At 64.7% G+C, this 18,698-nt stretch carries 19 protein-coding genes and 1 tRNA gene; 11 read left to right on the top strand and 9 right to left on the bottom strand.

Going from position 1 to position 18,698, the window contains the following annotated elements:
- Nucleotides 1-66 precede the first annotated feature (66 nt).
- Together X268_RS18210 and X268_RS18215 are read right to left on the bottom strand one after the other, a co-directional pair.
- Nucleotides 67-825 (bottom strand): Crp/Fnr family transcriptional regulator, encoded by a 759-nt coding sequence (locus X268_RS18210; protein WP_128926215.1) that lies wholly within the window; start codon nucleotides 823-825, stop codon nucleotides 67-69.
- Entirely contained in the window at nucleotides 825-3,995 is a 3,171-nt protein-coding gene (locus X268_RS18215; protein ID WP_128926216.1) for a CheR family methyltransferase, read from the bottom strand. The genes X268_RS18210 and X268_RS18215 overlap by 1 nt, the downstream gene beginning before the upstream one ends.
- Nucleotides 3,996-4,185: 190 nt before the next feature.
- Between X268_RS18215 and X268_RS18220 the strand changes: the two genes are divergently transcribed.
- Entirely contained in the window at nucleotides 4,186-4,389 is a 204-nt protein-coding gene (locus X268_RS18220; RefSeq protein WP_128926217.1) for a hypothetical protein, read from the top strand.
- Here X268_RS18220 and X268_RS18225 read toward each other — a convergent pair.
- Nucleotides 4,340-4,621: a hypothetical protein gene (locus X268_RS18225; protein ID WP_128926218.1), complete on the bottom strand. Its 282-nt coding sequence runs from the start codon at nucleotides 4,619-4,621 to the stop codon at nucleotides 4,340-4,342. The genes X268_RS18220 and X268_RS18225 overlap by 50 nt on opposite strands.
- Before the next feature lie 9 nt (nucleotides 4,622-4,630).
- Entirely contained in the window at nucleotides 4,631-5,641 is a 1,011-nt protein-coding gene (locus X268_RS18230; RefSeq protein ID WP_128926219.1) for a chemotaxis protein CheB, read from the bottom strand.
- Between the two features lie 87 nt (nucleotides 5,642-5,728).
- Between X268_RS18230 and X268_RS18235 the strand changes: the two genes are divergently transcribed.
- On the top strand, nucleotides 5,729-6,133 hold the full coding sequence (locus X268_RS18235; RefSeq protein ID WP_128926220.1) for a response regulator: 405 nt from the start codon (nucleotides 5,729-5,731) through the stop codon (nucleotides 6,131-6,133).
- A 433-nt stretch (nucleotides 6,134-6,566) separates the two neighbouring features.
- Here X268_RS18235 and X268_RS18240 read toward each other — a convergent pair whose 3' ends face one another.
- Entirely contained in the window at nucleotides 6,567-7,349 is a 783-nt protein-coding gene (locus tag X268_RS18240) for an SDR family NAD(P)-dependent oxidoreductase (RefSeq protein WP_128926221.1), read from the bottom strand.
- 151 nt (nucleotides 7,350-7,500) lie between these two features.
- On the opposite strand from X268_RS18240, the gene X268_RS18245 reads away from it, so the two are divergent.
- The 5 genes from X268_RS18245 (at nucleotide 7,501) to X268_RS18265 (ending at nucleotide 12,352) form a co-directional block, all read left to right on the top strand.
- Nucleotides 7,501-8,676, top strand: a complete 1,176-nt coding sequence (locus X268_RS18245) for a zinc-dependent alcohol dehydrogenase (RefSeq protein ID WP_128926222.1) — start codon at nucleotides 7,501-7,503, stop codon at nucleotides 8,674-8,676.
- Nucleotides 8,677-8,687: 11 nt separating this feature from the next.
- The gene (locus X268_RS18250) at nucleotides 8,688-9,257 is read left to right on the top strand and encodes a hypothetical protein (protein ID WP_128926223.1); all 570 of its coding nucleotides are present in this window, start codon (nucleotides 8,688-8,690) and stop codon (nucleotides 9,255-9,257) included.
- Nucleotides 9,238-10,842: an alpha-amylase family glycosyl hydrolase gene (locus X268_RS18255; RefSeq protein WP_128926224.1), complete on the top strand. Its 1,605-nt coding sequence runs from the start codon at nucleotides 9,238-9,240 to the stop codon at nucleotides 10,840-10,842. Before X268_RS18250 ends, X268_RS18255 begins: the two co-directional genes overlap by 20 nt.
- Before the next feature lie 158 nt (nucleotides 10,843-11,000).
- Nucleotides 11,001-11,180, top strand: coding sequence for a CsbD family protein (locus X268_RS18260; protein WP_128926225.1), 180 nt, complete (start codon nucleotides 11,001-11,003; stop codon nucleotides 11,178-11,180).
- A gap of 56 nt (nucleotides 11,181-11,236) precedes the next feature.
- Complete coding sequence (locus X268_RS18265) at nucleotides 11,237-12,352, top strand: DUF305 domain-containing protein (protein WP_128926226.1); 1,116 nt, start codon at nucleotides 11,237-11,239, stop codon at nucleotides 12,350-12,352.
- A gap of 7 nt (nucleotides 12,353-12,359) precedes the next feature.
- On the opposite strand, the gene X268_RS18270 is transcribed toward X268_RS18265, so the two are convergent.
- The 3 genes from X268_RS18270 to X268_RS18280 all read right to left on the bottom strand — a co-directional run bounded on the left by X268_RS18270 (nucleotide 12,360) and on the right by X268_RS18280 (nucleotide 13,799).
- Nucleotides 12,360-12,968 carry a cysteine hydrolase family protein gene (locus tag X268_RS18270; protein WP_128926227.1) on the bottom strand — a complete coding sequence of 203 codons (609 nt, stop codon included), beginning with the start codon at nucleotides 12,966-12,968 and terminating at the stop codon, nucleotides 12,360-12,362.
- A 324-nt stretch (nucleotides 12,969-13,292) separates the two neighbouring features.
- Nucleotides 13,293-13,377 (bottom strand) — tRNA-Leu (locus X268_RS18275).
- Between the two features lie 179 nt (nucleotides 13,378-13,556).
- Nucleotides 13,557-13,799 (bottom strand): FliM/FliN family flagellar motor switch protein, encoded by a 243-nt coding sequence (locus tag X268_RS18280; RefSeq protein WP_128926228.1) that lies wholly within the window; start codon nucleotides 13,797-13,799, stop codon nucleotides 13,557-13,559.
- A gap of 82 nt (nucleotides 13,800-13,881) precedes the next feature.
- Between X268_RS18280 and lipB the strand changes: the two genes are divergently transcribed.
- Together lipB and X268_RS18290 are read left to right on the top strand one after the other, a co-directional pair.
- Entirely contained in the window at nucleotides 13,882-14,619 is a 738-nt protein-coding gene (lipB, locus tag X268_RS18285) for a lipoyl(octanoyl) transferase LipB (protein ID WP_128926229.1), read from the top strand.
- A 199-nt stretch (nucleotides 14,620-14,818) separates the two neighbouring features.
- A complete protein-coding gene (locus X268_RS18290) occupies nucleotides 14,819-15,532 on the top strand; it encodes a DNA helicase (protein ID WP_164937795.1) in 714 nt (237 codons plus the stop codon).
- 53 nt (nucleotides 15,533-15,585) lie between these two features.
- Here the strand turns inward: X268_RS18290 and X268_RS18295 are convergent, their stop codons facing one another.
- Complete coding sequence (locus tag X268_RS18295) at nucleotides 15,586-16,008, bottom strand: tautomerase family protein (protein WP_128926230.1); 423 nt, start codon at nucleotides 16,006-16,008, stop codon at nucleotides 15,586-15,588.
- A 112-nt stretch (nucleotides 16,009-16,120) separates the two neighbouring features.
- On the opposite strand from X268_RS18295, the gene X268_RS18300 reads away from it, so the two are divergent.
- The gene (locus X268_RS18300) at nucleotides 16,121-16,972 is read left to right on the top strand and encodes a LysR family transcriptional regulator (protein WP_128926231.1); all 852 of its coding nucleotides are present in this window, start codon (nucleotides 16,121-16,123) and stop codon (nucleotides 16,970-16,972) included.
- 125 nt (nucleotides 16,973-17,097) lie between these two features.
- Nucleotides 17,098-18,618 carry a PAS domain-containing sensor histidine kinase gene (locus X268_RS18305; RefSeq protein WP_128926232.1) on the top strand — a complete coding sequence of 507 codons (1,521 nt, stop codon included), beginning with the start codon at nucleotides 17,098-17,100 and terminating at the stop codon, nucleotides 18,616-18,618.
- The last annotated feature ends 80 nt before the right edge of the window (nucleotides 18,619-18,698 follow it).

Below are 18,698 nucleotides of genomic sequence, written 5' to 3' on the forward strand. Positions count from 1 at the left end.
TCGCGAGCGGCGAGCTCCCGCTCGGACCTGACGTTCCCGAGAGCGTGAGCGAGGCAAGCGCGGACCTCACCGCGTCGCTTCAGCTCCTCGATACATCTGCAGATAGCTCGGAGAGTATAGCGCCGCCTCCCTGAGCGCGCCCAAATCGTTGATGATCAACGTCCGATCGCGCAGCACGATCAGGCCGGACGCACGAAGCTCCTGAACAGTTCGATTGAGATGGACGACGGAAAGGCCGGTGGCGTCGGCAAGGTCCATCTGCGTCACCGGCATGCTGCAGGAATTGCCGTCCACCAATCCGACAGGGCGAAGCCGCTCGACAATCTCGCAGAGCAAATGCGCCACACGCTCCAGGGCCGTGCGGCGGCCAAGATTGATCGCCCATTCGCGCTGGACGGCGTTGTTGACGAGGGTCTCGCACAAGAACGCCTCGGCGAGCGAGCGGTCCCCCGCCACCAGGGTTTCGAAACGTGCGCGCTTGATTTCGGAATAGACGACCGGCGTCAGCGTCGCGATGGAATGATCCATCACCGGAAGCAAGAAGGCATGCGCGTCGCAGCTCTCGCCCGGAAAGACAAAATTGACGATCTGGCGCCGTCCATCCTCGAGCGTCTTGTAGCGGCAGAGCCAGCCCGACAGCACGAAACGGACGCTATCGACGGGATCGCCTTCAGAGATGAGGTCCTCGCCGGCTCCGGCGCGCTGGAGCCCTTCGAGCATCGCATATTCGAGCGACGTGCGGCCCTCCGCGGATAGCGGCCTCAGCGCATTCAGCCGGCGAATGGCCGGCTCCACCAGGCTGCGATCGGACATCGACAACGGCATCAGCCAGCCACCACCGGTGTGTGGAACGCGCGCTTACTGAGCGGGATCGTGATGGTGCATTGCAGACCCGCCGGGTCGAAAGCCAGCGTAGTGTGCCCCTTGAACTCAAATGCGAGTGTACGCTCCAGGAGTTCCGTCCCAAAACCCTTTTTCGGCGGCGGCTTGACCTGCGGTCCCCCGCGCTCGCGCCATTCGAACACCAGCTCCGCCGGCTGCGTGCTTTCGTCGACGCGCCAGCTGATTTCAATGCGCCCGCCCGGCTGACTCAGGGCGCCATATTTCAACGCATTGGTCGCAAGCTCGTGGATCGCGAGCGCAAAGGTCTCGGCGGCCTTGGGCTGGAAGCGAACAGTCGGGCCGATGACCCTCATCTGCTCACCTTCGCGGGCGTTGTAGGCCAGCAGCTCCTCGACCACGAGATATTCGAGGTCGACGCCGCCTTCGGGATCGCGGGTCACCAGCGCCTGGGTGCGGGCAAAGGCGTTGAGGCGGCCATCGAGATGGGCGGCATACTCCTCGACCGTGGAACTCGATTCCGCCGAGCGGCGTGCGATCGAGCGCACCACGCTGATGGTGTTGCGGACGCGGTGCTGGAGCTCGGCCAGCAGCAGGCGCTGCCGCTCCTCGGCGCGGGTGATCGCCGTGACGTCGATGAAGGTGATGACGACGCCGGCGATGAAGTTGTCGATGCTGCGATAAGGCAGGATGCGCACGATGTAGCGCGTGCCGCTGTCCGGCGCGCTCAGCTCGCGCTCGACGCTGGCGAGCGTGCGCAGCACGCGGCGCACGTCCTCATAGAGCTCCTCGATGGGGACGCGAGCCTTGATGTGGGCGATCGGCCGGCCAGTGTCAGTCTCGACGAGATGCAGGATTTGCGTGATCGCAGGCGTGAAGTTCATCACGCGCAGGTCATTGTCGAGGAAGATGGTGGCGATCTGCGTGCTCTCCAGGAAATTCTTGAGGTCGCTGGTGGCGCGCGTCAATTCCTGCACCCGGTGCGCCAGCTCGCCGTTGACCGTGGTCAGCTCCTCGTTCACGGACTGCAACTCCTCGCGAGAGGTTTCCAGCTCCTCATTGGCCGATTGCAGCTCCTCGTTGAGAGACTGGTATTCCTCGTTGGAGGATTTCAGCTCCTCATTGGTGCTCTCGAGCTCCTCGATGGTGGCCTGGAGACGCTCGCGCGTGGCGCGCAGATCGCTTTCGAGGCGCTCGACGTGTTCGGTGCGCACCAGTGCGTTGGGGTTGTTGTGGTTCGCCTCGATCGCGTGGACGGGGCCGTCCTTGAAAAGCACGACGAAATTGCGATGGCCACCGGCGTTTTCCTGGATTGGCTCGACGGCGATGTCGACGAGGACGCGGTGGCCGTTGACCCCGAGCTGCACTTGCTCGGCATGAGCCGGCTCATTGGTTTCCGCGGCACGGCTGAGCACGGTGCGCAATTCAAGCCGGAGATCGCGATGCACGAGCTGAAGCAGATCGAGCGTAGCGGTGCCCGCCATCGGCTCGATGTAGCGGCCGGTTCGCCCGGAGAAGTGCAGGATCTGGAAATTCTCGTCGGTGATGACATAGGCCGGCGCATAGCGCTCCGCGATGCGCTGTGCGCGCCGCTCCAATCCGACGTCGGGTCCGAACGAGCGCACCGGCGGCACTTCGACCGGCACCCTGCCCGCCGTGGCCGTGATCGGAAATTCCGGCGGCAGCCGCGTTCCGGTTTCAAGCTTCTTGAAGATGCGTGCGCGGCGATCGACCGGCGCAAACAGCTTCGGGTGACGCGTCACGTTCTCGGAATTGCCAAGAAAGAGATAGCGCTCCGGCAACAGCGCAAAATGGAACAGCGGGATGACCCGGTTCTGCAATTCTGCATTAAGGTAGATCAGAAGATTGCGGCAGGAGACGAGGTCGAGCTTGGAGAACGGCGCATCTTTGATGACATTGTGCTGCGAGAAGATGCACATCTCGCGCAGCTCCTTGACCACGCAATAGGTGTCGCCTTCGCGCACGAACCAGCGCGCCAGGCGCTCGCTGGTCATGTCCGCTTCGATACTGGTGCGGTAGCGCCCGACGCGCGCAGTCGCGAGCGCCCGTCCGTCGATGTCGGTGGCGAAGATCTGCACCTGCGGCACGGAATCCATCCGTGCCATGTGTTCGCGCAGGAGAATGCCGATCGAATAGGCCTCCTCACCGGTGGCGCAGCCCAGCACCCAGACGCGCACCTGCTGCCCAGCGCCCTTGTTCTCGAAGATCTTCGGAATGACGTGGTTTTCCAGCACCTCGAATTCGCGCTTGTCGCGGAAGAATTCGGTGACGCCGATCAGGAGGTCGTTGAAGAGATGCTGGGCCTCGTCCTTGTCGTTGCGCAGGAATTCGACATAGGCCGGGATCTCGTCGATCCGGACCACCTGCATCCGCCGCTGCACCCGGCGTAGAAAGGTGTTCTGCTTGTAACCGTGGAAATCGTTGCCGGTCTTGTTGCGCAGGATGTCGGCGATGCGCGACAGCGAAGTTGCCGCCGCGGCCAGAACCTCGTCGAAGCCCTGCTTCTCCTCCAGGCGCCTGAGATGACGGGCGTAGACCTGGATGTGCTCGGGAATGTCCTCGGGCTGCAGCACGTAGTCGGCGATGGCGGCAGGCGTGTTGCCATCGACCAGATGCTCGGCCTCGTCGGTGCCGGCGTTCTTTTCGGCGATGGCGAGACCGCCGTGGTCCTTCAGCGTCGCGGTGCCGAGCGTGCCGTCGCCGCCGGTGCCGGCGAGAATGACGCCGATGGACTGCTCGGCGCGTTCCTCAGCCAGCGACACGAGGAAGCTGTCGATGGTGGCGCGCTCCCCGGGGGCCTGCTCGGCCTTGCGGATCGCGAAGCGGCCGCCCTGGATCGTGGTGATCATCGCCGGCGGGCACAGATAGATCGTGCCACCCTCGATCGCATGGCCGTCACGGATGTCGGCGACCTTGCCGCCATTGGATCCCTGCACGATGCCGCGCAGCCGCGGCTCGTCAAAGGCTTCATGATGCTGAAGCGCCAGCACGATGGCCTGGTCGGCCCCGACGGTCAGCTTGGCAAAGAAGCGCTCGATACTGTCCAGGGCTCCAGGCGATGCGCCGACGCCGATGATCAGCGGGACCTTGCTATGGCGCTCTCCATCGACCGGCTGGTCGCCGATTTCATTCATGGCTTTGGTCGCTCTCTTTCGCTGACCGGGACGAACAGGGGCCCGGCTCCTGCAAATAGCAGAAATCGATATAATCCAAACAGATCAAAGGCGAAAATGTCCCGAAGCTCCGTTCGATTCCCGGTCCGAGTGCCGTCGGGCCCGGCGGAAAAAGTCCATACTGGGCCGGGAGGCCAGGAACCCGATGCAGATGCGTGACGAACTCGCGGAGCTGATCGACCGGGCCGAGGACGCCATCGCAACAGCCGACCGGCTTGTCGACGAGAACGTCAGTTGGCGGCGCAGCACGAGGCGGCAGCTCGACCAGACTATCGAACTCGGCACAGAGTTCAGGAAGCTCGCCGTCAGCCGGCTTCCGGCGATCTCGTCTCGACATCCTGCCGAAGATAATTGACGCGCTGCTCAATCAGGACGCGATGGTGCTCCCATTCGATCAGGGTTTGCTTGAGCAGATCGACCAGCCGTTGCGCCTGGCGCGTATCTTGGCCGCCCGCCATCAGCTCGCGTACGCGATCCTCCTGATCGCGGATGCGCCGCCAGCCGTCATCGATGCCCTGATCGGCCTTCTCCAGCAGGCGCTGTTCCGCATTGAGCTGCTCAGCGCGTTCGGCAAGGGACATAGCCATGACGGAGCCTCAAGCCTCCCGCTTGCGAGCCGGAGGAGGATCGAGCGACTTTAGCACGACACGCCGGATCATGTCGGCATATTCGCGATATTCGACCGCACGTGCTTCATACATCTGAGCGACTGCTGAGCGGCCGCTGCGCCGGCCATCGGCGGCCATGCGTTGCACCAGCTCCGCCCGCTCCTCGATGATGCGCAGCGCGACCCGCAGGGCTTCATCGACACGCCCTTCCTGCTCCTTGCCAAGAACATCGGCGGTGAAGCCATGGCCGACCTGGCAGCGAAAGCGCATCGGGCGCGAGTCCTTGACCTCCGACAGCCCCCCGCCGCAGGCCGGGCAGGTCAGCGCGACCGGATCGGCCACGGAGATGAGATTGTCGCTGCCGATCCGGTCGCCGGCGGCAATCTCGACCTCGAGCCTGATCTCGGGCGGGATCGGCAGCGCCGCCCCTGCCTCTTCCCGGACGAGGTCGGAGAGCACGTCGCCCATGCGGGCGCCGGGAACACAGAGATCGACGGTGGTCGCCTCCATGGCACGCCGCGGCATCTCATCCGACACGGCGTCCGAGGGATCCTGGACGACGGTCATTCCGCCGCAGCGCTTGATCGCATTGAGACCGGCAGCCCCGTCGGACAGCAGGCCGCTCAGCAGCACTCCGATCACACGCGGGCCATAATGAAGCGCGGCCGACCGGAACAGGGCGTCGATCGCGGGACGGACCATGTTTTCGCGGGGGCCGCGGCCGAGGACGATACGATCTTCCGCGACGAGCAGGTGATGGTCCGGCGCGCCCAGATAGATGTTGCCGGGCTCGATCTTCATGCCGTTCTCGGCCTGACGCACCGGGAGCGGCCCGGCGCTGCTGGCAACGGTCGACAGGATGCCGATGCCCTGGGCCGGAATGTGCAGGACCACGAGGATGGCAGCGGGCAGGTCCGCGGGCAGGCGGCCCAGAATCTGCCTCAACGGCTGGGTGGCTCCGGCCGAGCCGCCAATGACAATGATGTCGCGGTTGCCCATGGAACCCACCTTCGCTTCCATCGTTTTGCACCAAGGCGGCGCCCCGCCCTATGTTCCTATCGGTCCGTACGGCTTGCTGGAGGGATCATGTCCGTGTCACCGACGCCATCCCGTCAACGCGCACCACTGGCGGACCGCCGGGTCCTCGTGGTCGAGGACGAATATTTTCTTGCCGATGACATCGAGAAGGCGCTGCGCGCGCTCGGCGCGGAGATCGCCGGTCCCGTCGGCCACATTGAGGATGCGGTCGAGATGCTGAACAATGGCGGCGCCCTTGATGCCGCGGTGCTCGACGTGAATATTCGCACCGAGCCGATTTTTCCGATCGCCCGTGAGCTCAAGGCGCGCTCCGTGCCCTTCGTGTTCACCACCGGCTACGACACCGTCAGCATCGGGGCAGAGTTCAAGGACGTGCCGCTCTGGGAGAAACCGATCGACATCGTGGCGATGGCGCAGAACGTGGCGAAGCTCGTCGGCGATCGAAGGAAATGATGCGGCGCAGCGTCGCCGTTACCGCGACTTGCAAACCAGTCTTGCAACGCGAGCGACGTCCGATGATCTACACAGCCGATACCATTCTCGACAGGCGATCAAAACAGATGCGCGAAGGCGAGCCAGACGGTCACCGCCAGGCAGAGCAGAACCGCGGCATAAGGTAGCGCGACGCGCAAAACCGCAAGCCCTTCCGCATCAGCTCATCATCATCCAGACAATTGCAGCCATCATCACAAGAAACCCGGTGATGGCGGTTGCGACAAAGGCCTGTTCGATGCGATCCATCGCCATGACAGCCCCCTTCTTTTTCCAGCCCGTACAATTTGACGGGTTCGAGGCCGCGGCGCATTAGGCTATGTGAATCGGCGTTCTGCTTTCTGAGCCGCAGGATGGGCCGGCGCCGCTCCGCGGTGGTTACGGGGGTATCGCGCTACGACTTCGCGGTGCCCGGCTCGGCCATCTTGCGATGTTGCCTGGCCAGCATCTCGTTCGGCGTCACGTTGGCCACGGTGGTCTGGATCTTGTTTTTCAGGCCCGTGACGATATCGGCCTCCCCGCGCAGCATCGCATCGAAGCCGGCCTTGGCCACATCGTAGGCGCCGTCCTTCTTCTCGGTGCCGACCTTGGTGTCCATCATGCCGGCGCGGCGGAAGAACTCGGTCTCGGTGGCGCCCGGCATCAGGCAGGTGACGGTGACGCCGCTGTCGCGCAGCTCCTCGCGCAGCGCGAACGAGAACGAGTCCAGAAACGCCTTGCTGGCGTTATAGGCCGCCTGGAAGCTGCCCGGCGTGAAGCCGGCGATCGAACCCGTGATCAGGATGCGCCCGGACTTGCGCCGCAGCATCTCGTTGCCGGCGCGATGGATCAGATAGAGCGTGCCAGTGATGTTGGTGTCGATCAGATGTCTGATCCTGGTGAAGTCCTGATCCAGGAACGCCTTGCCAAGGCCGACGCCGGCATTGGCGAGCAGCGCGTCGATCGGCCGGTCGCCGACCGCGGCGCAGAGCTTGTCGACGCCTTCGGTGGTGGAAAGATCGGCCTCAACCGGCTCCACGCTGCCGCCGAGCCGGCGCAGATCCACCGCCACCCGTTCGATCTGGGATTCATCGGCGGCGATGACGAGGTTGAATCCTGCCTGGGCACAGCACCGTGCGAGTTCCAGGCCGATGCCGGTGGAAGCGCCGGTGACGACGGCGAGTTGATTGGCAGGCATGGCAGAGGTCCTTGAGTGGGATGATGACGCCTAATCACGCCGCCGCCATCTCGTTCCTATCAGGCGCGCCTGCGAAGAATTGCACGTCGCCTAGCAACCATCGTTCATTCCTGGACTTAAGTGCCAACTGGTTCAGCCGGGAGGACGGAAGATGAAGGCGCTGGTTTGGCACGGCAAGGAGGACATTCGCTGCGACACCGTCACAGACCCTGAGATCCAGGACCCGCGCGACGCCATCATCAAGGTCACCAGCTGCGCGATCTGCGGCTCCGACCTGCACCTGTTTCACAATTTCATTCCCGGCATGCTGCCCGGCGACATCATGGGCCACGAGACCATGGGCGAAGTGGTCGAGGTCGGCTCCGGCGTCGACGGCAAGCTGAAGAAGGGCGACCGCATCGTCGTGCCCTTCACGATCATTTGCGGCGAATGCGACCAGTGCAAGCGCGGCAATTTCTCCGTTTGTGAAACGACCAACCGCAAGCGCCATCTCGCCGACAAGGTGTTCGGACACACTACCGCCGGCCTGTTCGGCTACACGCATCTGACCGGCGGCTATCCCGGCGGCCAGGCCGAATATCTGCGCGTCCCCTTTGCGGACGCCACCCACATCAAGGTGCCATCAGGCATTCCCGACGAGCAATTGCTGTTCCTCAGCGACATCTTCCCGACCGGCTGGCAGGCCGCCGCGCAATGCGACATCGAGCCGACCGACACGGTTGCGATCTGGGGCTGCGGCCCGGTCGGGCAAATGGCAATCCGCAGCGCCATCCTGCTCGGCGCCAATCAGGTGATCGCAATCGACTGCCTGCCCGAGCGGCTGAGCATGGCGGAGGCCGGCGGCGCCACCACCATCAACTTCGAGACCGAGAGCGTGCTGGAGCGGCTCAAGGAGCTGACCGACGGCAAGGGCCCGGAAAAATGCATCGATTGCGTCGGCATGGAATCGCATGTGATGGCCTCGCTGCCCGACACCCTGCTCGACCGCGCCAAGCAGATGGTGATGGCGGAGAGCGACCGGCCCCACGTGCTGCGCGAGATGATCTATGTCTGCCGGCCCGGCGGCATCATTTCGGTACCGGGCGTGTACAGCGGTCTGTCCGACATGCTGCCGATGGGCGCCTTCATGAACAAGGGCCTGACGATGCGGACCGGGCAGACCCACGTCAACCGCTGGACCGACGACCTGCTCCGCCGCATCGAGGATGGCGAGATCGATCCATCCTTCGTCATCACCCACACCGTCCCGCTCGAGCAGGGGCCGGAGATGTACCAGGTGTTTCGCGACAAGCGCGAATCCTGCGTCAAGGTCGTGCTGAAACCCTGAAGGAGCAAGCCATGTTTCACTTCTCCAACATCGTGCGCACCAAGGGCGATCCGAAGATCGTCGAAGGCGGGCCGAGCCTTAAGCGGTCCGCAGATCAGCTCGCCCGTGCGCTCGGCTGGTTCAGCATTGGCCTCGGCGTCGTCGAGCTGTTCGCGCCGCGCCGCGTCACGGAAACGCTTGGCATGGAAGGCCAGGAGACGCTGGTGCGAGCCTTTGGCGTGCGCGAGATCATGGCCGGGATCATGTCGCTGTCGGTCGACAAGAACGCCGGCCTCTGGGCCCGTGTCGGCGGCGACGGCCTCGATGCCGCCGCGCTGCTGTCGGGCCTGACGGCAGACAATCCCAGGAAAGGCAATATCGCGCTGGCGCTGCTGATGGTCGGCGGCATTGCCATGCTCGACTACCGCGCCGCGCAGGACACCAAGCCGCGCCGTCCGCCGCGCGACGCACGGCGCAAGCTCTATCCGACCCGCAGCGGTTTCCCCAAGGGCATCGAGAGCGTCCGAACGGCGGCAAGGCAGATCGCCTCCCACGCTGGGCATAATGAGGTGAAGCAGGGTGATGAGCGTCGAGTCCCGTGACGAAGCAGCGTGGTGGGAATCCGCCATCATCTACGAGATCGCACCGATCTCCTTCCAGGACTCCAATGGCGACGGCAAGGGCGATCTCCCCGGGCTGATATCGCGCATCGACTACCTGAAATGGCTCCGCGTCGACGCCGTCTGGCTGACGCCGATCTACAAGAGCCCGTTCCGCGACCTTGGCTACGACATCTCCGATTATTGCGCGATCGATCCCGCCTTCGGCAGCCTCGGTGATTTCGACCGCCTGCTCGAGGCGCTGCACGGGAACGGCATCCGCCTTGTCTTGGACCTCGTGCCCAATCACACCGCAAATGATCACGCCTGGTTCCTCGAGAGCGCGAGCTCGCGCAACAGCGCCAAGGCCGACTGGTACATCTGGGCCGACGCGGCGGAGAATGGCGGCCCGCCCAACAACTGGCTGAGCCGCTTCGGCGGCAGCGGCTGGGGATGGTGCGAAGCGCGGCGGCAATATTACTATCACTCCTTCCTGGTCGAGCAGCCCGACCTCAACTGGCGCAATCCAGAGGTCCGCGCCGGGATCGCCGATGTGATGCGCTTCTGGCTCGACCGCGGCGTCGACGGCTTCCGCGTCGATGCCAGCGCCGTCCTGATCAAGGACGCGCTGCTGCGCGACAATCCCGCCAATCCCGCTGCCAAGGGCAAGCCGCCGCCGCAGCGACAGACGCCCGTGTTTACCGACGATCGGCCGGAGACGATGGATTGCATCGAATTCATCCGCGAGGTGATCGACGAATACTCGGGCCGGATGCTCTGCGGCGAGGTCCAGGGCAAGACCGACCGCATCGGGCATTTCTACGGCAACGGCAAGCCGCGCCTGCACCTGCCGCTCAATTTTGCGCTGCTCGACACGCCCTGGAACGCCCTGTCGCTGCAGGCGGCGATCGACGCGTACTTCAACGCCATCCCGGAGCAGGCCTGGCCGGTCTGGGTGATCGGCGGCCACGACAAGCAGCGGATCGCCAGCAGGATCGGGCAAGCGCAGATGCGCGTGCTGGCGATGCTGCTGATGACGCTGCGGGGAACGCCTTTCCTCTACATGGGTGACGAGATCGGCCGCAAGCGCGTTCCTATCCCGTCCGATCGCGTTCGCGATCCCTTCGAGAAGCTCGTGCCCGGCTTCGAACTTTGCCGCGATCCCGAGCGTGCGCCGATGCGCTGGGACGATAGTCCCCAAGGTGGCTTCACGACGGGCGATCCGTGGCTGCCGCTGGAGCGCCCCGATGGCGCCGCCAACGTCGCCGCGCAGCAGCGCGACGAGCGTTCGATGCTGATGTTGTTTCGCGCGCTGATGGCACTGCGGCGCGAGCATGCATGTCTGCGCCGGGGCGGCTATGAGCCGCTGCGTGCTCAGAACGATATTCTCGCCTACAAGCGAACCGACGGCGGCAGCGGATTTCTGGTCGTGCTCAACATCGCGGCCGAGCCGCGGAAATGTCATTGGCAAGGTCGCGGCCGCCTGCTGTTGTCGACGCATCTCGATCGCCCGCCCGCGCCATTGCCGGACGCCTCCATCCTGCTCCGCGGCAATGAAGGCGTGATCATCGCGGTCGAGGCGCGGTGACGGCAGGAACCATCGGCGCATCAGGGAGTCTGATCAACGCCTCCGACATCCCCCCTGCCGGAGGCGGACTGCACGAAACCGCGGCCCCGGCGCTCGCCCCCCTTCAGGCGCCGGGGTTGGCGGCATGAAGCCTGGAGCCAGGCCAATGGAGGCAGCTCATGAGCAGGACGAAGGGTCTGCGGCAACGCATCGTCGGCAAGACCAGGCAGGCCGTCGGCGAGATCATCGGCGACCAGGATCTCCACGATGACGGCAAGGCGCAAGCCGAGCGCGGCCGCGACGAACAGGACAAGCCGAGCGAACTCAATCCACTGAAGAAGCTCAAGCAGCTGACGTGAACGCCGAACCGCGACCAGCGCCTTCCGATCCAGCGCAGCACGCTGGCGGAGGTGCGTTGCGGTTCGCGGGGCGACAGCGGCGTTCGCGCTGGATCGCCGCCGCCGAGCTCGGCCTGATCAGCAGCACGTTCTCGACCCTCGTCAGCCAGCTTTTCGCCGCCCGCATCGGCCGCGATGCCGCGGTCGACTGGATGACGGTCGCCACCATCCCCGCGCGCGACTGGGCGCTCAGCCCAGAGCCATCCTGGAGCGCGATCCTCGCCGGCATCGCCTTTCATCAATGGGCGGATTTTTCCTGGGCCCTGGTCTTCTTCGGCGTGCTCGGCCGCTGGACCGCGGACTTGCGGCCGCGAATGATCCTCTTGCTCGCGCTGCCTTGGGCGGTGTTCTCGTCGAGCGCGGAATGGTTTGCGCTGGTGCCGCTAATTCCGTTCTGGCAGCCGCTGTTCACGCTGCAACAGCCCTACTGGATCGGCCTGCTGGTTCACGCCTCCTCGGCCGTGATGTACCCCCTGTTCGCCCGGTTGCGCTGGAGGCGCGGCCATGCGCCGGCGCGCGATATTCTCTTCACCAATGCCTGGATCACCGGTGCGCTGGCTGCGGTGGTGCTGGTCGGCACGGTCGCGCTGTTCGGCAGCCACGGGTACGAGCCGCCGTGGATGGGCCGCGACAGGGATGCGGACCAGACCTATATCCGTCACATGACGACGCATCACGTCCAGGGCATCGAACTTGCGCGGATCGGCGCCGAACACGCTCAGGACCCGCATCTGCGCAAGCTCGCGATGCTGATGGTCGCAAGCCAGGCCGGTGAGAACAGAATCTTCGAGAACTGGTGGCTGAGCTGGTTCGACACGGAGATGCCGGACTGCAGCACGGAAGAACGCGCCGCCATGCCCGGCTTCTTGACGCCAGCCGAAATGCGACAGGTCAAGGCCGCACCATCCGACCGGTTCGACGCGGTCTTCGTCGAGGCCATGAGCAGGCATCACGCCGGCGCGGTCAGGATGGCCGATCAGATGTGGGGGAGCCGCGGCGATCCGCGCCTGCGCATCATGGCTCATGCCATTCGCCACGAGCAGCAGGGCGAGATCGCGCTCATGCACGGCGTGACCGGACTTGCGGCCGTCGCCACCGCCTTCCGCAACATGTTCGCCGACAACGTCAATTGAGCCGCTGCTACTCGCGCCAGAACTCGGCCAGCTCCTCCGCGGTCACCAGGTCGACCTGGCCGTGAAAGCGGGTGCGATACATCGTCATCAGCGCATCGTGCCCGACGTCGGACGAGCTGCACAACGCGTCCTCGACGATGACGACCCTGAAGCCGAGATCGACGGCACTGAGGACCGTCGAAAGCACGCAAACGTCCGTCTCGGCGCCGGAGATCACGACCGTGCCGATGTTCTTTTCGACCAGCAGGCCCGCAAGGCCTGGATTGCTGAAGGCGGAATAGGCCGGCTTGTCGATCACGGAGGCCGGCGGAACGAAGCGGCTCAGGGCCGGCACGAGCTCGAGGGCGGATGGCGCAAGGTGCTTCCGCGTCGCCTGATGCCAGCGCTGAAAATAGCGCTGCCATTGTCCGGGACGATCTTGCGGATCTTCCGGCGTGATGAAGCGCGTGAAGATCGTCCTGACCTGGCTGCGCGAGACGATCGAGACGATCGTCGGCAGGACGCGCTCCATCCAGGGGGTCGCCCACAGACCGCCGGGGGCGAAAATGTTCTGCATGTCGATGCAGAGGTGAACGGCGTCCTTGATGTCGGCCACGTCTGACGTGCTGCTCCTCATTGTCCTCCACCGGCGCACTCATGGCTGCGGCAGGTCGGCCGCGGCTTACCGACTGCAAATGCGATCTCGACGATCATCGTTCCGCATCAGAGGCCGTCGATCGGCAGCCGACGAAGTCCGCATACGCCCGCCCCGGCGATTCGAGGCCGGGATGGCGTCAGCGCAAATGAGAAAGCCCGGTTCGGTCGATCACAGCCCTAGACTGCCACGCCTCCCGGCCGGCGCGGGGACCGGCAGCGGACGGATGGCGCGCGGCCCGAGGCCGTGCCAAGCCCGGTTGAGCTTTTCGGAAAAGCTTAGCTATTTCAGGGACAAACGAGGATTTGGTGCGCTCGGAGGGACTCGAACCCCCACGATTTTACTCACTGCCACCTCAAGGCAGCGCGTCTACCAGTTCCGCCACGAGCGCTTTGGGGATGCCGGCCTGAGGCTTGAGGGCCGGCCGGATCAGCGGCGCCGATCTAACAAATCCATCAGGGGGATACAAGCCTGCAAAGATCCCGAATTCCACAGGGTCGGCAGGAAAGCGCCGCCCTGCCCGGGATTGGCCTTTTCCCCGGGTCCGGGCCACTGCCGTGTGCTCAGGCGCTACCGCGTGCCCGGGGAGCGGGGCAGCATCTGCTTGACCTCCACCGCAATCCGGTTGCGGTCGACGAGCACGACACCGGAGGCAATCGGCAGGTTGTTGGCCAGGACTTTGACCTCATCGGCCTCGGTTGCGTCCAGCTCGATGATGGCGCCGCGGGAAAGACGTAATACTTGATGAATCGGCATAGTGGTCGTCCCGAGGACGACCATGAGATCCACGGTGACTTTGTCGAGAGTGGGCACTGTCAGGACCGCCGCAACTAAAAGACTGACGCCAAGGACTTGGCATTTGCGCCTGCAATCATCACCACGTTATGGTTAGCCAATGGTTAATTCACTCCAAAAACCCCGCCAACAGCTCGATTTGACGTCGTTTTCGACTTCTGGCGGCGCGCCGGTTGATTGGCGAATCTCGGACGCGCCGGTACCCTATCCGGAGGCCGTCGCCGCCATGGAAGCGCGCGTGGCCGCAATCGCGGCGGGCGAAGCGCCGGAGCTGGTCTGGCTGCTGGAGCACCCCGCGCTCTACACCTCCGGCACTTCAGGCAAGGCTGCAGATCTGCTCGATCCCCGCTTCCCGATCTTCGCCACGGGACGCGGCGGGCAGCTGACCTATCACGGGCCGGGCCAGCGGGTGGCCTACATCATGCTCGACCTCAAGCGCCGCCGGCCGGACGTCCGGGCCTATGTCGCGAGCCTGGAGGAGCTGATTCTGCGCACGCTCGCCGCCTTCAACGTTCGCGGCGAGCGGCGCGAGGACCGGGTCGGCGTCTGGGTCAGGCGGCCCGACAAGGGGCCCGAGCACGAGGACAAGATCGCCGCGATTGGCGTTCGGTTGAAGCGCTGGGTGTCGTTCCACGGCATCGCGATCAATGTCGAGCCGGAGCTGTCGCATTTTGCCGGTATCGTTCCTTGCGGCGTGGTCGATCCCCGCCACGGCGTCACCTCGCTGGTCGACCTCGGCCAGCTCGTGACCATGGCCGATGTCGATCTCGCACTCCGGCAGGCGTTCGAGGAGCTGTTCGGACCGACCCGCGCGCTGATGCCGGAAGCGGTCGCCTGACCCATTCCTGTTGGCGACTTGGCATCTCGCGTTCTCGGCTGACGCGGAATCGGCTATGTTCAATTCCGGTGCCGCCCACGCCTCCCCCCTCCGCCGGGAAAGCAAACCTCATGTCGGGCGATGAGACCATCGGACCGACTGTTCGAGCGCCAGGCATAAGGAGGGATTGCGCTTCTGCTCGCAATGGGAGGTTTGGACGATGAGACTCTCTGCGCCAATCTATCAGCTGAAGCGAAGAGCGAAGCGCCTGTCGCGCGAGGAAGGCATTCCGCTCCACGATGCACTGGACCGCATTGCCACGACGGAAGGGTTTTCAGCCTGGAGCATGCTCGCGGCGAAAGCCGCCGCAACGACACCGGCGAACAGGCTGTTTCCGCAATTCAGGCCAGGCGACCTGGTGCTGGTCGGGGCCCGTCCCGGCCAGGGCAAGACGCTGATGAGCCTCGAATTTGCCGTGGAGGCCATGAGGTCAGGCCATCGGGCCGCGTTCTTCTCGCTCGAATATACCGAGCGAGATGTGTTGGATCGCCTTCGGGCGATCGGCGTAGAGCCGGCGCAGTTCGACAAGCTGTTCGAGGTCGATTGCTCCGACGCGATCAGCGCCGACCACGTCATCAAGCAGATGGCCGCTTCTCCGCGCGGCACCGTCGTGGTGATCGACTATCTGCAACTGCTCGACCAGAGACGAGAAAATCCTGATCTCACCGTGCAGGTGCGCGCGCTGAAATCATTCGCGCGCGACAAGGGGCTGATCGTCGTCTTCGTCTCGCAGATCGATCGATCCTATGATCCTTCAGTCAAGCTCTGTCCTGATCTCAGCGATGTCAGATTGCCGAACCCGCTGGACCTGAAGCTGTTCGACAAGACGTGCTTCCTGAGCAATTCCGAGGTTCAGTTCCGCGCAGCAAGCTGACGATTGCTCGCGAATCGGCCGCGGGGGACATGGCTCACCCGCGGCCTCTCGCATCACGCCGCCTGCAGCGAAACGTCGAGCTTGCCGGCGATGTAGCGCCGCTCCTGCGTCAGGCCGCCGAAGCCGTAGGCGTCGCCCTTGACCTCGTCGACATGCAGGTAAGTCTCGGGATGCAACGGGCCCAGGATCTCGGCCATGCGCTTGAACATGGCAGCGAGATAGGCCGCCTTCTCGTCCTTGGTGTTGGTGCCCTCGGTGACGTGAATGTCGATCCAGTAGCTTGCAAGCTTCTGCTCGGCGAGCGATTTGCCCCCAGCAAACCAGTCGCCCGCATCAACGGACTTCACGATGATGGCGGTGACCTTGGGATCCTTGTGCAGGATCTTTGCGGTGAGCTCGGATACGGCGTTCGCGACGTCGGCCTTCAGGGCAGGTGATTGGCGCGACGTGGTGTAGGACACGGTGATCAGGGGCATGGTGGCTCTCCTCAAGATGCTGCGCTGGCTGGCGCGGCGTTGGTGAGAAGCTAGACCCCCGCGCGTCATTTTGATACCTTATCTCTGTTGATATCAATGATAAGACTTCATAATGACACAAATCCTCGACATCGCCACTGTTCGAGCCTTCCTGCTGGTCGCCGATTTGCAGAGCTTCACGCGCACGGCCGAAGCGCTCGGCACGACGCAGGCGGCCGTCAGCTTGAAGCTGCAGCGGCTGGAGACGCTGCTGGGAAAACGTCTCGTCGAACGCTCGCCGCGCGCGGTCCGGCTCACCGCCGACGGCGCTGCGTTCCTCGATCGCGCCCGCGCGCTGATGGCCGCGCATGACCGCGCACTCTCGGGCGAGACATCGACCGCGCACTCACTCTCGCTCGGCATCTCCGACCACGCCGCCGGCCCCGAACTGGTGCCGCTGCTGGAACGCCTGCACGCGATGTCTGCGAATCTCACGCTCGCCGTCACCATCGGCTTCTCGCGCGAGATGCAGGATGCCTATGATTCGGGTGAGCTCGACGCCGTGATCGTGCGTCAGGAAGGCAGTCGCCGCGGCGGCGAGAGGCTGACTGAAGACGAGTTCGGCTGGTACGCCGCACGACGCTTCGCCCTGCCGAAGGGGGAGCCGTTGCCGCTTGCAACGCTCGCCCCGCCCTGCGGCGTCCGTGCCGTTGCCGTGCGCGCGCTCGACAAGGCCGGCATCGCCTGGCGTGAGCGCTTTGTCGGCGGCGGCGTCACCGCGGTGGTCGCCGCCGCGCTGGCCGGACTTGCAATTGCACCGCTAGCACGGCGGATTGCGCCTCCCGGTCTGATCGACATCGGACCTGCGCACAAGCTGCCGAAGCTCGGCAGCTCCAAAGTGATGCTGCATTCGAAGGTTAGCGACCCCGCCAAGCTGGCGGCGCTGCGTGCGGTGGCGGCGACGTTCCGCAGCGGGGCGGCCTGACGATCTCGTGGAGGTTTCAGCGGCCCTTGTCTGCATACCGGACGGGAATACCTGCCTAAAAATGCTCCATTTCGGGGAACCATTCGTCGCCTGCCGCGTTTGTCCCCGTCGAGGCGGGGTCCGGAATGGTCAAAAAGTTCAGTCAACAGAGAGACTTGTTCGAGAGCGAACGCAGTTTCCGGCTGTTGGTTGAGGGAGTTGCGGACTACGCCCTCTACATGCTCGATCCCAAGGGGACCATCACCAGCTGGAATATCGGCGGCGAGCGCATCAAGGGCTACTCCCCCGAGGAGATCCTCGGCCAGCATTTCTCCCGCTTCTACACCGAGACCGACCGTGCCAACGGCAAGCCGGCCCGTGCGCTGGGCATCGCGCGAGAAAAGGGCCGCTACGAGGAGGAAGGCTGGCGCGTCCGCAAGGACGGCACGTTCTTCTGGGCCAGCGTCGTGATCGATCCGATCTACGAGGACGGCGAGCTGGTCGGATTCGCCAAGATCACGCGCGACATCACCGAACGCCGCAACACACAGATCAAGCTCGAGGCGATGCAGAAGCAGCTCGCCGAGTCCCAGAAGTTCGATGCGCTCGGGCAGCTCACCGGCGGGGGCGCCCACGACTTCAACAACCTCTTGATGATCATCAGCGGCAGCCTCCACATGCTGAAGCGAGGGGCCGGCGACGCAGCCAAGGTTCAGCGCGCGATCTCGGCGATCGAGACCGCCACCAAGCGCGGCGCGGCGCTGACCAACCAGCTGCTCACCTTCGCGCGGCGGCAGAGCGTCAATCCGCAGGCGATCGATTTCGCCGAACGCATCGCGGCGATCCGTGAGGTGCTCGATGCCGGCGTCGGCAGCTCCGTGCGGCTGGCCTTCGACATCAGCCATGACGTCTGGCCGATCAAGGCCGACGTCTCCGAGCTCGAGACCGCGCTGCTCAACCTCGTCATCAATGCCCGCGACGCGATGCCCGACGGCGGCACGGTGACGATCCGCGCGCGCAATGCCGTGCTGGACGAGGCGCCGCTCGCCGGCGATTTCGTTGCCATCGACGTCACCGATACCGGGCTCGGCATCCCCTCCGACGTTCTCGACAAGATCTTCGAGCCGTTCTTCACGACCAAGCCGATCGGAAAGGGCACCGGCCTCGGCCTGTCTCAGGTGCACGGCTTCGCGCACCAGGCCGGCGGCACGGTGCGGGTCGCAAGCGAGCTCGGCAAGGGCGCGACGTTCACCGTCCTCCTGCCACGCGGGGAAGACGCGCCGTCGCACGGCACGACGGGAGAGCCGGCGTTCCAGGGCAGCGGCACGGTGCTGCTGGTGGAGGATAATCCGGACGTCGCCGCCGTCAGCATCGGCCTGCTGGAGCAACTCGGCTACCACGTGCGACGGGTTGCCGACGCCGAAGCCGCATTGCGCGAGATCGAGACGAACGGCGTCGACTTCGTGTTCTCGGACATCGTCATGCCCGGCAAGATGGACGGCCTTACCCTTGCCCATCATCTCCGCCAGATTCGGCCTGGTTTGCCGATCCTGCTCGCCACCGGCTACAGCGAGGTCGCCGCCCACGTGCGCGGCGACTTCCCGATCCTGCGCAAGCCATATGAGATCCACGAGCTGAGCGAGGCGATCGCGAAATTGCCGCGGTGAGGGTTTGAAGCGCCAAGCCTCCACGGCGTCATGGCCGGGCTTGTCCCGGCCATCCACGTCTAGCCACAGTGCGAAGGACG

The sequence above is a fragment of the Bradyrhizobium guangxiense genome (assembly GCF_004114915.1).
Classification (GTDB): domain Bacteria; phylum Pseudomonadota; class Alphaproteobacteria; order Rhizobiales; family Xanthobacteraceae; genus Bradyrhizobium; species Bradyrhizobium guangxiense.